Here is a 1,187-nt window from a genome sequence, read left to right on the forward strand (position 1 = left end):
GTCCACTCCCCGTTATCTGAGACAGTCCTGATTAGAGTTTTCTAGCTGTTTTCGGTATGTCTCCGGGGGAAGATGCCCCAGACTTTCATGTGTACGATTCAGGTTATAATCCTGTTGCCAGAACCAAGCCATTTCTCTGACTTGGCTTAATGATTCAAACAAGTAAGCATTCAAAAACTCCCGACGAAATGAGCCATTAAAACGCTCAATAAATCCGTTTTGTTGTGGTTTACCCGGCTGAATATGGCACAGTGTAATGTGATTATATTCGCAGTAATTCAATAAGTTAACTGATATCAGTTCTGGGCCATTATCAACTCTGAGTTGCTGAGGTAACCCACGTTCTTTTTTCAGTCGATCAAGTACACGGATAACCCGGTCTGTCGGTAAAGAAGTATCAACTTCAATGGCCAGACATTCACGCGTTCCTTCGTCAATTATATTTAGTGTTCTGAACCGCTTACCGCAGTAAAGAGCATCATGCATAAAGTCCAGTGCCCACTGAATATCAGGCAGATTCACAATTGATAACGGCTTATTCTCACGTTTTGGCAGCGTTTTTTTGATCCTGCGTTTAAGGTTTAAACCTAACCGGCAATACACACGATAAACACGTTTATGGTTGAAGATAAACCCTTTAAATCTGAGACGATAATAGCATTTCCAGAAACCAGCCTGAGGCGACTCAGACAACACAGCCTGAATGGCATCGATAACGACCTTATCTTTTTCTCGCCAGTCAGTACCGCGCCGATAAAAAGAGGCCCGCGATAAAGAGGTCAGTTTGCAAGCTGTAATAACCGACAGGCCTGAAGCCGTTAATAATCCGGCACAGGACTTTTTCTCGGTTATTACCAACCCTTTTTTGCAAAAAGCTCCTTCATGGCATGATTTTCAAGACTGACTTCAGCAAACAATTTTTTGAGACGAGTATTTTCCTCTTCAAGCTCTTTTAATCGTTTAACATCATTAGCTTCCATCCCACCATACTTAGATTTCCAATTGTAGTAGGTGGCACTGCTAATTCCGTTCTGACGGCAAATTTCTTCAACTTTTATACCTGAATCAGCCAGTTTCAGGATATTAACGATCTGAGTTTCAGTAAAGCGTGCTTTTTTCATTTTGACCTCTGCAAAGGTAAAGGCAGAAAATCTAATTATAGCTGTCTCATTTTAGGGGGAGTGGAC

General features: G+C 41.7%; 1 protein-coding gene. It reads right to left on the reverse strand.

Annotation, left to right across the window (positions count from 1 at the left end; translation table 11 throughout):
- Nucleotides 1-12: 12 nt before the first annotated feature.
- A protein-coding gene (locus YALDO0001_RS22685; RefSeq protein WP_086016827.1) for an IS3-like element ISYal1 family transposase occupies nt 13-1,121 on the reverse strand; the annotation gives its coding sequence in 2 pieces (ribosomal slippage) (nt 13-869 and nt 869-1,121; 1,110 coding nt in all).
- Nucleotides 1,122-1,187: the final 66 nt, after the last annotated feature.

The sequence above is a fragment of the Yersinia aldovae ATCC 35236 genome, from assembly GCF_000173735.1.
GTDB lineage: Bacteria > Pseudomonadota > Gammaproteobacteria > Enterobacterales > Enterobacteriaceae > Yersinia > Yersinia aldovae.